General features: G+C 47.3%; 13 protein-coding genes. 2 read left to right on the top strand and 11 right to left on the bottom strand.

Annotated features, from left to right (window positions below; all coding sequences use genetic code 11):
- The 5 genes from ACR0QN_RS12765 to ACR0QN_RS12745 all read right to left on the bottom strand — a co-directional run.
- A partial coding sequence (locus ACR0QN_RS12765; protein ID WP_432651601.1) for a hypothetical protein occupies positions 1-197 on the bottom strand: 197 nt, incomplete at its 3' end.
- A 38-nt stretch (positions 198-235) separates the two neighbouring features.
- A complete protein-coding gene (locus ACR0QN_RS12760) occupies positions 236-664 on the bottom strand; it encodes a ComEA family DNA-binding protein (protein WP_432651600.1) in 429 nt (142 codons plus the stop codon).
- 11 nt (positions 665-675) lie between these two features.
- Positions 676-1,311, bottom strand: a complete 636-nt coding sequence (locus tag ACR0QN_RS12755; RefSeq protein ID WP_432651599.1) for a regulatory protein RecX — start codon at positions 1,309-1,311, stop codon at positions 676-678.
- Positions 1,311-2,528 (bottom strand): recombinase RecA, encoded by a 1,218-nt coding sequence (recA, locus tag ACR0QN_RS12750; RefSeq protein WP_432651598.1) that lies wholly within the window; start codon positions 2,526-2,528, stop codon positions 1,311-1,313. Before recA ends, ACR0QN_RS12755 begins: the two co-directional genes overlap by 1 nt.
- 364 nt (positions 2,529-2,892) lie before the next feature.
- Positions 2,893-3,726, bottom strand: a complete 834-nt coding sequence (locus tag ACR0QN_RS12745; protein WP_432651597.1) for a transglutaminase domain-containing protein — start codon at positions 3,724-3,726, stop codon at positions 2,893-2,895.
- 294 nt (positions 3,727-4,020) lie between these two features.
- Between ACR0QN_RS12745 and ACR0QN_RS12740 the strand changes: the two genes are divergently transcribed.
- Positions 4,021-4,938 carry an LCP family protein gene (locus ACR0QN_RS12740; protein ID WP_432651596.1) on the top strand — a complete coding sequence of 306 codons (918 nt, stop codon included), beginning with the start codon at positions 4,021-4,023 and terminating at the stop codon, positions 4,936-4,938.
- 256 nt (positions 4,939-5,194) lie between these two features.
- On the opposite strand, the gene ACR0QN_RS12735 is transcribed toward ACR0QN_RS12740, so the two are convergent.
- The 6 genes from ACR0QN_RS12735 to ACR0QN_RS12710 all read right to left on the bottom strand — a co-directional run bounded on the left by ACR0QN_RS12735 (position 5,195) and on the right by ACR0QN_RS12710 (position 11,465).
- Entirely contained in the window at positions 5,195-7,378 is a 2,184-nt protein-coding gene (locus ACR0QN_RS12735) for an alpha-galactosidase (protein ID WP_432651603.1), read from the bottom strand.
- 113 nt (positions 7,379-7,491) lie between these two features.
- On the bottom strand, positions 7,492-8,193 hold the full coding sequence (locus ACR0QN_RS12730) for a DUF434 domain-containing protein (protein ID WP_432651595.1): 702 nt from the start codon (positions 8,191-8,193) through the stop codon (positions 7,492-7,494).
- 1 nt (position 8,194) lies between these two features.
- Positions 8,195-8,503, bottom strand: a complete 309-nt coding sequence (locus tag ACR0QN_RS12725; protein WP_432651594.1) for a Dabb family protein — start codon at positions 8,501-8,503, stop codon at positions 8,195-8,197.
- Positions 8,504-8,534: 31 nt separating this feature from the next.
- Complete coding sequence (gene mreD, locus ACR0QN_RS12720; RefSeq protein ID WP_432651593.1) at positions 8,535-9,101, bottom strand: rod shape-determining protein MreD; 567 nt, start codon at positions 9,099-9,101, stop codon at positions 8,535-8,537.
- Positions 9,091-9,981: a rod shape-determining protein MreC gene (gene mreC / locus ACR0QN_RS12715; RefSeq protein WP_432651592.1), complete on the bottom strand. Its 891-nt coding sequence runs from the start codon at positions 9,979-9,981 to the stop codon at positions 9,091-9,093. The genes mreD and mreC overlap by 11 nt, the downstream gene beginning before the upstream one ends.
- Positions 9,982-10,436: 455 nt before the next feature.
- Positions 10,437-11,465, bottom strand: a complete 1,029-nt coding sequence (locus ACR0QN_RS12710) for a rod shape-determining protein (protein ID WP_432651602.1) — start codon at positions 11,463-11,465, stop codon at positions 10,437-10,439.
- Between the two features lie 267 nt (positions 11,466-11,732).
- Between ACR0QN_RS12710 and ACR0QN_RS12705 the strand changes: the two genes are divergently transcribed.
- Positions 11,733-12,905 carry a cation diffusion facilitator family transporter gene (locus ACR0QN_RS12705; protein ID WP_432651591.1) on the top strand — a complete coding sequence of 391 codons (1,173 nt, stop codon included), beginning with the start codon at positions 11,733-11,735 and terminating at the stop codon, positions 12,903-12,905.
- Positions 12,906-13,209 lie beyond the last annotated feature (304 nt).

Here is a 13,209-nt window from a genome sequence, read left to right as displayed (position 1 = left end):
TCTTTCCTCTCGGGAGAGAACTTTTTTATTATATCACACTCTTTTCGATTTGTCAAGACCTTTTTCAAATCTTTTTTCAATTTTTTTGAGTGTATCTCTCGGTGATTTTTTCTTTTCATCACCGACAGCTTTATTATCTTAACATATTTATTTCCCGTTGTCAAGGGATTTTTTCTTTTTCGGCGCATTGCTGTCATTTGCCGACATTTTTTCGCATTCTCTTGTCACATTTCACCTAAACACATATCATATCCTTTATATCCTCAAACTTTTTCTCCCCGATACCGCTCACATTCATAATGTCCCGGGTGCTCTCAAAAGGGCATTGCTCCCTGTATTCAATGATCTTTTCAGCAGTTTTCTCCCCCACGCCCTTGAGCTTCATCAGTTCCTCTGCATCCGCCGTATTGATATTTATCATAAGCTTTTCGGAAACAGCGGTGACCGCCGGTTCCGAAACAGCGCCGACAGATACATTGTCAGCACGCTCCGAAACCGCCGCCGTCCCCGTTGTCACGCTCTCAGCCTCAATTATCTCCACTTCCGGCATATCGGCACTACGCTTTTCGCCGATAAGTCCCCCAACTATCAGCACCGCCGCCGAAGCAATGAGCAGCACCCCCGAAAGCAAAAGCCTGTTCAGATCCTTTTCAGAGCCTTTCATAAAATCACCGCTCAGTCATCAAAATCCAGATCATAAAGCTCCAGTACCTCTTTTATCTCCCCAAAGGAATACCCCTTTCGGGCAAGGGCATTCTTCACCTTCTGAACGCCCTTTCTGTCCGTCAGATACCTTGCATATTTCTGCTCCACAAGCTTTTCAAGGCGCTCATATGGCTCGTCCTCCTCAGCGAAATTCTCCATAGCTTCTTCAATTATCTCGGAACTAAGCCCTCTGAGCCGCATTTCCTGCTTCACTCGATAACGCCCCAGCTTCTTCACCTCAAAAAGCTGCCTGCAAAGTTTCTCCGCATACCGCCTGTCGTTGATGACCCCCAGCTCTGCCAGACGGTTGCACACTTCAAAACAAATATCCTCCGGATAATTCTTCTCCAGCTTGTCAAAAAGCTCCCTGTAGGAATGGTCTCTCGACTCCATCAGATACAAAGCCCTCTCACGGGCACGGCGCAGGTCATTCTGATAAATGAGCCTGTCCGCCTCCTCCTCGGATATCTCCATACCCTTTGAAACGCCGCTCTGACGGATAATATCCGAGTGTATGTAAATTTTCATCTCCTGCGAAAGACCGCTGCCCGTCAGGGTAACGCACATCATACTGCCCTTAAAGGGCGAAATCTCCGAAACTGTCATCAGGTATCAACGGGAGTAAACTCCTCGTAATCGTCATCGGGGTCAATGTCAATGTCCACCGCAGCCTTAGGTTTTGTCTCTGCGGCAGTCTCCTCTGCCTCGGCATCAGCCGAAGCCGCAGCATTTTCCGCAGCAGCAGCCTTCTCGGCGTCCTTCTTGCTCTTCTTTGAAGCCATAACAATATTGTCCCTGTTCTCCTTGATCTTGTCCTCGACTTCTTTCATAATGTCGGGATTGGAGCGCAGAAATTCCTTTGCATTTTCACGTCCCTGACCGATCTTCTGACCGTTGTATGAGAACCAGGCACCGCTCTTTTTGATAATGTCAAGATCGGTAGCAAGATCGCATACCTCGCCCACTCTGTCAATGCCCTTGCCGAAGATAAGGTCAAACTCGCACTCCTTAAACGGGGGCGATACCTTGTTTTTTACCACCTTGCACTTAGTCCTTGCGCCGATAGCCTCGGAGCCTACCTTGATAGTCTCGCCCTTTCTTACCTCGATACGGACAGAGCTGTAGAATTTGAGCGCACGGCCGCCGGGAGTAGTCTCGGGATTTCCGTACATAACGCCAATTTTCTCACGTACCTGATTGATGAAAATAGCAACACAGTTTGACTTGGAAATTACGGAAGTGAGCTTTCTCATAGCCTGAGACATAAGACGGGCAAGAAGACCCACGTGATTTTCGCCCATCTCACCCTCGATCTCGGATTTTGTGACCATAGCCGCAACCGAGTCAAGAACGATACAGTCGATCGCACCCGAGCGCACAAGAGCCTCAGCGATCTCAAGAGCCTGCTCACCGCTGTCGGGCTGGGAAACGAGAAGATTGTCGATATCAACGCCAAGAGCCTGAGCATAAACAGGGTCAAGAGCGTGCTCAACGTCAATGAAAGCCACCTCGCCGCCCTGCTTCTGAGCCTGAGCCACAACGTGGAGCGCAACGGTAGTCTTACCGGAGCTTTCGGGTCCGTAGATCTCGACAATACGTCCTCTGGGAACGCCGCCGATGCCAAGAGCCATATCAAGGGTCATAGAGCCTGTGGAGATAGCGTCCACATTGAAATCGGGAGCCTTGCCCAGCTTCATTACCGCACCCTTGCCGTACTGTTTTTCTATGTGAGCGATGGCAGCGTCAAGAGCCTTTTTCTTCTCCTCCGCCGAAGCAAGCTTAACGGGAGCCTGCTTTTCCGCCGCCTTTTTCTTTTCAGCCATAATAAATGTCCTCCTCTGAATAAATCATATTCTAATTATACCATATGTGCCGCAAAAATCAAGACCAAATGAGTCTTGTATTTATTTTCAAATTTATTATAACATCTGACCTGTGTAAAAATCGTGACAGTATATAATACTTTAAGTATAAATTATCACAAATATACTTATAATATATATTTTATCAAAATGAAGCCGCCAAATTCGTCCGGCTCATCATCAAATGTATATGCTCATAGTAAATCAGCTTTACATCGCTCATAATAACTTTTTTCAGCAGCTTAAATTATTCAAAGAAATTGACCCGCCGGCGAGCCTTATACCTTTGCCTAAAGCAAAACTATGCAGCAAGACGTCAGCAGGCTCAGTCTTCTCCGAAATCCCGATACTCGCACCTGTCAATTCTATGTTCAACACTCATTTCCCCGAAGCCGAAAAGAGCATAAAAGGGCTTGATATCGCCGCCGCCGAAGAACTCGCCGTTTTCATAGCTGCGGTCTGATATCCAGGTGCAGTCCGTATAATACCATTGTTCGTCAATATAGACCGCATTCCATTCGTGATTTGCAGGGGCAGTCTCAAGCTGTGCTCTTGTATATCCGTCGGAAGATGTGCCGCCCTTCATATTAAGACAGTATATGCCCTGTGCGCTGCAAAGGGCGGAATAGAGATTTGCAAAGCCGCCGCAGGTTGTGCGGAAATTATTTTCTATTATCGCTTCAAGGCTCGTAACGCTCAGATCCGCCGAGACAGCCGCTGCGTCAAAATCATAGGCGGTGTTCACTCCCACCCACATTGCAATAGCCATTGCTTTTTCGTAATCGCTTTGGGCATTCCTGCATATCTCATCGGAAAGGCTTTGAACAGCCGCAAGTACCTCTTCTTTGTCGCCGTTCTCGCCGCAGATATAAGGCAATGTCTCTTCCTCTGTGAGGATAACGGGATTTTTGGTCATATATTCGTTTATATCCATAACGCTGTCAAATGGCGTAAAAGTGCCGTAGGGCGTGGTGAAGCTGTCTCCACGCTCAAAGCTGTCGGCGGTCTTCTCCTCACGGGTATATATCGTTTCCGCAGGAACGGTCTCCTCGTCAATAAGTGGCTGCCGTTTTACATATATTATTGAGGCGGATATAGCTGCCGCTGTGAGCAGCAGCGCTCCGATCGCCGCTATCCCGGGATATAAGGACTTTTCCATTTGTCTGACGCTTGCCTTTCATTTATTTTGACAAAATATTCTCATATAATTATACTATGCAATTGTTATTTCCGTATGAATATGCTGAGTAAAAAATGAAAAAATAGGGGAAAATGTCCCTTTGTTTGGTGTAAATTATTACAAAAAAATTACAATTAGTAATCAAAATGGATATTCTGTTGCAAAATGAATTCAGTTGTGCTAATATAAGTAGGGTGCAGTAATACTGCACATTATACGAAAGGTAGCATAACCGAAAATATTACTTTTAGTATATAAGAGAGGAAAATGCTTATGTCAAAGAGATCCGCCAAAATAGCGGCAACTTATTTTCTAACCATTATCATATCTCTCCTGCTTATCGGCGGCGGCGGATATCTGGTAATCACAAAGTATCTTGACAAAGAGCCTGAGACAGACGGTATGGACGATATTGTAATGCAGGACGCCTCTGCAGGCGGCGAGGAATATGCTCCAATATTCGGAGAAGGACGAACTGTTCTTTTCATATATGAGGACTCAAAATCCCAGACTTCCACAAGCTTTTTGCTGGCAAGATTCGCTCCTGCCGACAACAAGGCAGTGCTTGTGCCTTTGCAGACGGACATTGCCTGCGAGCTGGACGGAAACGCCAACACCCTTTATGAATTTTACCGTCTGGGCGGTACTTACGAAGCCAAAAGAGCAGTTGAAAAGTTTACGGGGATCACCGTTGACAGATATATGAAATTTACGGCTTCAAGCTTTACTTTGTTTTCCGATTTTATGGGCAATGTGGACTATGACATTCCCTATGATCTCACCATTGAGGACGCTGCCTCGGGCAGGACCATTGTTCTGAGGAGCGGAAATCAGCTTCTTGACACCAATACTCTCAGAAAGGTGATGTGCTATCCGAATTACAACGGCGGAGAGGAATACCGTGCAAAGGTCGTGGGAAATCTTGCCGCAGAGCTTCTGAACTCGGGCTGCAGAGGAATTCTTCGTGACGGTCTGGACACGGTTTTCACCGAAATCATCAACAGCGACATCGAAACGGACATCACAAAATATGACTACGATGAAGATAAGCCTGCCATAAACTATGTGCTTGAGAACACCTCCGCACCTGCCCAGCTTGTAATTCCCTCGGGTACTTACAACGAAAACGGCTGCTATCAGCTTGACGAAGTCTTTGTGGACGCTTTGCCCCGCTGGTTTGCTATGGAATGATATTATTACAGCCCCTTTCCGACTGCGGAGAGGGGCTGTTTCATTATGGGGCGATGTAGGGTGATAATGTATAATAAGTAGTATAATTTTAAATGATAATACTATTTGTATAGATGTCTTTATTATTGCTATTTTTATGGACTCTATAAATATCAGTATAATAATCCGAAATATTACAAATAGTAAAAACCGCCCGTATAAACGGACGGATTTTTTATTATCTGTATAAATCTAAAAAAATATTACAATACGTAAATCACTCAGCCGTAAAGTAAACCACCTTGGACTGGAAATCTCCCGAGAGATTTACGTTTATGCCGCAGTTCATAAGAGCAGCGCCTGTGTGTACCTCTCCTGTTTCGTGGTTTTTGTACTTCCTTTCGGGGTCGAGACCCTTGAGCTTAATACGCCTGCTGCGGTAATTGGGTCTGCCGAGAACCTGAACAAAGGTGAAAACAGCCTCGCTCTTGTCCTTTGCCACGAACATCCAGGCGTCCCACATATTATCCTCAAACACATTTCCTATGCGGTACTGGTCGCCTGTGCGTACAAGGGGATTGTACTTTTTAAACATCTCTATCTGACCGGGTATCTCGTTCCTGTCTGCTTCGGGTATCCTTGTAACATCAAGCTCGTAACCGAAGGTGCCCACCATTGCAACATTTCCTCTTGTGGAGAAGGGTGTGCTTCTGCCAACGGTGTGGTTGGGGCAGTCGGAAACGTGTGCGCCCATTGCGGAAGCAGGGTAGCAGATAGATGTGCCGTGCTGGATTTTGAGTCTCTCGATAGCGTCGGTATCGTCGGAAGTCCATATCTGAGGGGAATAGAAAAGCATACCCGCATCAAATCTTGCGCCGCCGCCCGAGCAGTTTTCAAGGAGAATATGGGGATAATCGGTGGTGAGCCTGTTCATCACATCGTAAACGCCAAGCACATAGCGGTGCCAAAGCTCCCTCTGACGGTCAGCGGGCAGGGCGTTTGAGCCGACTTCCGTAAGCTGTCTGTTCATATCCCACTTGATGTATTCAATATTTGCGCTGTCAAGAATTTTCTTCATCTGACCGTAAATGCAGTCTCTTACTTCCTTGCGGCTGTAGTCGAGAACATACTGCTGACGGCTCTGTGTCATAGGCAGACCCTCTATCTGGATAGCCCAGTCGGGGTGAGCCTTGAAAAGCTCACTGTCGGGGGATATCATCTCAGGCTCGAACCAAATGCCGAACTTCATTCCCAGCTTGTTCACCTCGTCCACAAGGTGCTTCAGACCGCCGTTTATCTTCTTTTCGTAAACGAACCAGTCGCCAAGGGAGCTGTTGTCGCTGTCTCTGTGACCAAACCAGCCGTCGTCCATTACAAGCATTTCAATGCCAAGCTGTGAAGCCTGCTTTGCAATGTCGATAAGCTTGTCGGTGTCAAAGTTGAAATATGTAGCCTCCCAGTTGTTTATAAGAATGGGACGGCGCTTGTCCTTGTATTCTCCTCTGATAAGGTGCTGTCTGTAGAGGTCGTGGAAGGTGCGGGACATTTTTCCTATGCCCTCAGAGGAATAAACCATCACCAGCTCCGGAGCGGTGAATTCTGCCCCGGTGGTAAGCTTCCAGGAGAAGTCAAAGGGATTTATGCCCATTACAAAACGGGTCTTTTTATGCTGAGTTACCTCCGCTTCGGCAAGGAAATTGCCGCTGTAAACAAGGTTGAAGCCGTATGCCTCGCCCATATCCTCGTCGGCGGTATGGGAAACGAGAGCCGCAAAGGGATTGTTCTGATGTGAGGACTCGCCCTTGACGGAATCAATGCTCTGCTTGCCGTGATGGAGCCTGCACCGCTCCATTACACGCTCTCTTGCCCAGGAGCCGTTAAGTGTGATAAAGTCGTATTTGTCAGAATCAAAATCAATGCAGGCGGAAAGCACACGTCTTACGTCAAAAGCTTCCGCTCCCTTGTTTATGAGCTTCACGCTTCTTGTGATAACATCAAGGTCTGCGAATACGGTGTAATAAAGGATAACATTAAGCCCTGTGCGCTTGTCCTCAAGAGTAATGGCAATGGTTTCCGCTTCGTTCTCCTCTGCAAAGGTGGCAGGGAGACGGACGGTCATATCTTCGAGCTGCTGCTCAAGTATGGGCTTTCCCTTGGTAATTTCATAGGAAACATATCTCAGGTCAAGGGCGGACATTCCCTTGTTGTCCATCAGCATAATTGCAGGCTCTCTGTAGTCGCCTGTGCCGTGAGCGGGATATTCAAAGGGGGTGGTGTCCATAAATGTACCCATATCCCTCTCGTTTACCTTGGGGACAAAGGGGCCCTCGTCAAGGCGGAGGAGATAGGAAAGGTCCTCGTCATCGGCTCTTTTGCCATAATAGATATGTGCAAGATGTCCGCTTTCAAGAGCGGCAAATGCGTATGTAACACCCTTTCCCGTCAGGGTGAAAAGGGTCATTTCCTCGGTGAAGGTCTCGTTGGCGTTTATCTGCCATTTCCAGTAGGTGTAGTCCTTTTTGATCTTCTTTGCGGTGATAAGGCTCATTGGTTTGACTTCCTTTCGTGAGTTGATTAGCTCAGGTCTATAACTCTTGTTTGCGGGAGTTTTTCCCTTATTATATCTGCGGCGGCGGAAAACCAGCCGTGACATTCGTCTAAAATTATTGCGTCGGTGGTTATCACACCGTCCTTGTCCTTTAAAACGGTGTCGGCATTTGGCACAAGCTCACACTTTACATTTACGGGGGAGCTTTCCGCCGCTTCAAGTATGAGACTTTTTAGCCTGCCCGTATTGGACACGGGGGCGTCAAGGTAAAAACACGCATTCCCCGCCCCCTTTTCCTCAAGGTAGGAAAGCACAAGTCTTACTGCTGTATGGGTATGCCCGATAATGCGATAGGCTCCCCGCATTGCCGCAAGGTCCCTGACTGTGCCGTCCATACAGCGATAAAGGGTGGTTCCCGAAAGAGCAGTCTCCAGGGTGATGATGATATTAAGACCGTCTATATTTACGGTATCGGGTGCGCTGTCTTGCTGCTTTGACCTTCTCAGGGCAATTTTATTCTTTGATGAGGCGGCTCTTGCAAGGGCAAGGCGCTGCCTTTCGGTGAGCTGATAATGATTTCCCACAAATGTGCTTGCAGGCTTTACGGGATAGCCACGGTCAAGCAGCTCGGCTATATCCGAAAGTGCTTTTCTGAGAACGGGGACTGCCTTATCGGAAAAATCCCTTATGTCCTCGGGAACATATCCCCTCCTCACATTATCGCTCATATCAGTATTCGTAGTCAATGCAGGCTCTGCCGCCTTCTTCTTTTATACCTGCGATAAATGCGCCGAACTTTTTATGCTCGGGGTGGTTCTGATACTCGTCAAGACCTTTCATATCATCAAAGTCGCAGATAAGGGCAATGTGGAAATTGCTGTCTGGAGCGTCTTCGGAGTTGATGACCGTTTCCATTTTTCTGATGGTGGGAACAAGGGAGGGCAGCTTATCAGCCAGCTCCTTTGCGGCAAGGGCGTTTTCCCTTGCGGTCTTGCCCTCGGTAGCTTTCAGCCTGAACATTACGATGTGCTTTATCATTTTATATACATTCCTTTCGTGAAAATGATTTTTATTCTCTTACGATATCCTCTGACTTTTCCTCAATATAGTGCTCCGTAACTGTGCCAAATCCTCTTGATATTATTCCCGTGAGCCAGTACAGCACTATTCCCCAGATGTTTGTCCATATCATTTCGGGGATAAATATTTTTTTAAACACCATTCCCGACAGGTCAAATTCCCACAGGCGGTAGAAGAAAAGATAATGGAGCATTGACTGTATGAATATCACCGCCATATCGAGCCACAGGAAATTAAGGATATGCCGTCTCAGGACATAGTGAAACAGCAGGGATATCATCAGGCAGGACCACATCAGTATAAGTGCGTTGAATCCTGTGAGAGTCCCCGAAGCGGAGTCAAGGAGCAGTCCGCACACGCAGCCGTACAGCACCGAGTCAAAGGGCGCTTCTCTTACGGCGTAGCAGACGGCGCAGGGAATAAGCAGCAGGGGCAGCGTTCCTCCCGTATTCACCGAGGAGACGAAAACGTAGCAGAACGCCATAAGCAGGATAAAAAGAGTATGCCTTATGATATAGTTGCGGCGTTCTTTTTTCTTTTTTAGCTCAATGTTCATCTGCCGTTTCCTCCGGCTGCTTTCCTGTTTTTATGGCGGTGACCTCGTCAAGGGTGTAGTCGGTTATGACGAAAACGCCGGTGATCGTGTTCGGGTCCTCCGCAGGGATTATGACAGCATATTTCGACAAGCCGTTCTGCTCCATCTGCACCGATTCAACTGTTCCGATAAGCTGACCTGCAGGGTAGTTTGCGCTTCCCGAGGTAACTATCACGTCGCCCTCCGTGATGTCGCTTTCCTTGCTGATGTAGCTCATTCGTATCCTGCCTTTCATAGCAAGATCGTAGCCGCCCTCGGCAATTCCCTCGGCTTTGGTGCGGACGGTGTACACGCCCACGGCAGTTTTGGGTGAATAAAGGGTCCTCACCTTGCTTGTGGAGGGTGAGACCTCGAAGCACACTCCCACGATGCCCGTTTCGGTAACCACGGGGTCGCCGGGTTCAATGCCGTCCGCCGAGCCTTTATCAACGGTAAATGAGCCGTAGGGGTCATTGGTGGTACGGGCGATAACGGTGCAGGGGGGAGAGAATTTATAATTATCGTACTCCTCTTTAAGCTCAAGCATAACACGAAGCTCCTTGTTTTCCTGGAGCACCTTGTCATAGTCTATGACGTCGTTATAGATGGCGTTTAGCTGAGCCTTGAGCTGCTGATTTTCGTTATAGTATTTTTCGGCGTTTATCACCATATCGAGAGATGTGGACACCTTATCGGATATTTTCGAGGAAAGGCTCCGCACAGGCTCGAAAATGACCTCGAAAAGATAATTGCTTCCCGAGGAATATCCGCCCGTTGTTACGGAATATATCATCGCCCCGATAAGCACCGCTGTCAGGGCTATGATTATTTTGAATTTTACTGAGTGGAAAAACTCTTTCATATGTTTACACCCTGATTTTTTGGCTTAGGATTTGCTTGGGTTTTATGTTACTTTGTTTGGGTCTTGGTTTTGGGGTTAATGCTACTTGTTTGGATTTAACGTTACTTGGTTTGGAACTCGGTTTTTGGTTAATGTTACTTGCTTGGCTTTAATGTTACTTTGTTTGGGTCAGTCAACAATGCGCCACAGGCGCATTGCGTTAAGGGCAAGCCCTTAACAATCCCAGGGGAACGCCCTCTATCGCAGGGCGTTCCCCTCTTTTGAAACAGTCCACAGGACTGTTTCAAAATTCACCCCTTTGCGGAGCTCTTCTAAGGATAAGGAGTTTCGCCCTCTGCGGAGGGCGACAAGGGGCGCCGCCCCCTTGACCCCTGCAAGCCTTTGGGAAAGGCTTGAGCGAAACTTTTAGTGTTTGGCTTTAGGTTAGTTTTGCGTTATTATTTTGTTTTGCGTTATCAATAATATTTTGCGTCATCATTGAGAACTTCGTGGAGCTTCTCGATATCCTCAAGCACCTTTCCTGCACCTGCGGCTACGCAGTCAAGCGGTGACTCTGCGATATTTACGGGCATTCCCGTTTCCCTGTTGATAAGCTTATCAAGCCCCTTGATAAGTGCGCCGCCGCCTGCAAGGGTTATGCCCTGGTCAATGATATCCGCCGCAAGCTCGGGGGGAGTTTTCTCAAGTGTGGTCTTTATTGCCTCCACCACGTGGGTAAGCGGTTCTGCAAGTGCCTCTCTTATCTCCACGCTTGTAACGGTGATATTCTCGGGGAGACCGTTTAAGAGGTTTCTGCCCTTTATCTCCATTTCTTCTTCCTTTTCCGTCTTGTCGGGCGGGAATGCGGAGCCTATGGCTATTTTCACATTCTCGGCGGTGCGTTCGCCTATGAGGAGGTTATATTTTTTCTTGATATAGTTTATTATTGCGCTGTCGAATGCGTCTCCTGCGATACGGACGCTTCTTGAGGTGACGATACCGCCCAGAGATATTACGGCAACTTCCGATGTGCCGCCGCCGATATCGACGATCATTGAGCCTGCAGGCTCGGAAACGGGCAGACCTGCGCCTATAGCCGCCGCCATTGGCTCCTCGATGATGTTAACTCGTCTTGCGCCTGCGTTTTCTGCGGCTTCCTTCACGGCTCTGCGCTCAACGGCGGTAACTCCCGAGGGTATGCAGATTATAACGTTTGCTTTGGTAAAGAAGAAGCTTCCCTTGAGAGCCTTTCTGATAAATTCCTCAAGCATTGCGGAGGTTATCTCAAAATCTGCGATAACTCCGTCCTTGAGGGGACGGACTGCGGTAATTGAGCCGGGAGTTCTTCCGATGACTTCCTTGGCTTCCTGTCCCACATATTTAGGCTCCTCGGTGCGTGAGTCCACCGCCACCACCGACGGCTCTCTGATTATAATTCCCTTGCCCTTCATATAAACAAGGGTGTTTGCGGTGCCCAGGTCAATTCCTATTTCCTTTGTAAACAGCATTGTTATTTTTCTCCTTTTGTATGTTGTATGATCTCCCGACTTGTCTTTGTCTTTTGGGGATATTTTTCGCATTATATATCTTATTATAGCATATATTTTTTTTTACTACAACAGTTTTTTTCAAATTTAACCGTTTTGTTATTTGTTACAGAGCGTAAAATTTTTTTATAGTTATTGCAAAATAATATTACTTGTGGTAATATTATGTAGGATATGAAAGAATTTCCTGCAAGCAGTTTATATATACAATGAAAGGTGGTTTTTATGACCGATTTTTTAGTTAAGCTTTTTATCAAGGACAAGGACAATGTTACCGATATAAAGGTAAGGGAAAAGTACGGTGTTCTGAGCAGCGGCGTGGGAATTGCCTGCAATATCCTGCTCTTTACCGTCAAGTACATAATAGGCACTTTGTCAGGCTCTATTTCCGTTATTTCCGACGCATTCAACAACCTTTCCGACAGCGCAAGCTGCATTGTTACTATGATAGGCTACAAAATGGCGGCAAAGCCTGCAGACAAGGATCACCCTTTCGGTCACGGCAGGGTGGAATATCTCACGTCACTTATAATTGCGGCGGTGATTTTCCTTATGGGCTTTGAGCTTCTTAAATCCTCGGCGGAGAGGCTTGTAAGTCCTGCGGAGGTCACCTTCGGCATTGCTTCTGTGGTATCGCTTATCGCTTCTATTCTCTTGAAGCTGTGGATGTCCGCATTTAACGGCAAGCTTGGAAAAAGGGTCAATTCTTCTGTTATGCTTGCCACCGCTCAGGACAGCAGGAATGATGTTATTGCTACTGCGGCGGCTCTTATCGGTCTTACGGCTTCCCTTTTCACCGATCTCCCCATTGACGGACTTATGGGTATTGCGGTCTCCATATTCATTATCAAGGCAGGCTTCGGCATTGTGAGAGATACGGTGGACGATCTTTTGGGCAAGCCTGCGGACAAGGAGCTTGTTAACGAAATAAAGGAGATCGTTATGGCAGACGAACGAATCCTCGGCATACACGACCTTGTGGTTCACAACTACGGTCCCGGCAATATGATAGCGAGCTGTCACGCCGAGGCAAGCAGCGAGGAGAAATTTGCGGATATCCACGAGCTGGTGGACGAGATAGAACGGGACATAAACGACAGACTTGGTATTATGATGACAATACATATGGATCCCCTTGATGTAAATAACAAGGAGGCTATGGCGATACGGGACGCTTTGAAGGAGTTTGCAAAGGGCATATACGGCGGTCTTAATATCCACGATTTCAGAATGCTTGCCGGGGGCGGCAGTCCTACGCTGATATTTGACGTGGTGGTGCCATATGACTGCAAAACCAAAACAGACGATATCAAGGGCGAGTTTGACCGATTTGCCCGTGAAAATTACGGCGAAGGTGCAAGGACGGTCATTACCTTTGACAGGGATTATGCACAGTAAAAATAGTTCGGGGCAGCCTATCTTTTGATAAGCTGCCCCGTCAGTCTGTCGAAAAAGAAATGACAATTGTATAATGTGTACAAATCCATACAAAAAATACTTTGTCAAAAACGTTCCACCGGAACGTTTTTGAGGGTAAGTTACCAAAACCTTGTAAGAAGGGGAGGCGGTCGTGTCCGCCTCCCCTCGAAATGCTGTCGCATTTCTCACCCCTTGCACCGTTTTTGAAAGATAAAGGAGATTTCGCAGATAAACTTTGTTTATCATTGCGGAACGGCGACAAGGGGGCGCCGCCCCCTTGTCC

The sequence above is a fragment of the Huintestinicola sp. genome (assembly GCF_050874005.1).
In the GTDB taxonomy this organism is placed as follows: domain Bacteria; phylum Bacillota; class Clostridia; order Oscillospirales; family Ruminococcaceae; genus Huintestinicola.
The sequence above is the reverse complement of the archived record's forward strand: the minus strand, read 5'-3'. Positions and strand labels throughout refer to the sequence as shown.